The following is a 244-nucleotide window of genomic DNA, read 5'->3' as shown; positions in this document are numbered from 1 at the left end:
ACATTTATGATATTAAAAAGAATGATTCCTTTTAGGCAAATTGAATGTGCAAACCTAATGATAAAATTTGATAATTATTCAAAGATTTTTGCTCAATCGCTTTATCACAGTTCATCACCTGAGCTTTTAAACGACAAAGGTAAATCTAACATTGACGAGAGATCTGGTAATAGAAAAGCAATTGAAAGACTTGAAAAAGAGATGGCCCAGGTCCATTTCGATACACAAAAGATAAAAGAAAACT

1 protein-coding gene is annotated in these 244 nt (G+C 30.7%); it reads left to right on the top strand.

Going from position 1 to position 244, the window contains the following annotated elements; genetic code table 11:
* Positions 1-57 precede the first annotated feature (57 nt).
* On the top strand, positions 58-244 hold a 187-nt coding region (locus SB765_RS32845), incomplete at its 3' end, for a hypothetical protein (protein ID WP_410932922.1).

Source organism: Pseudomonas sp. SIMBA_067 (assembly GCF_046534675.1).
Taxonomy (GTDB): domain Bacteria; phylum Pseudomonadota; class Gammaproteobacteria; order Pseudomonadales; family Pseudomonadaceae; genus Aquipseudomonas; species Aquipseudomonas putida.
This window is presented reverse-complemented; position numbering and strand designations above follow the sequence as displayed.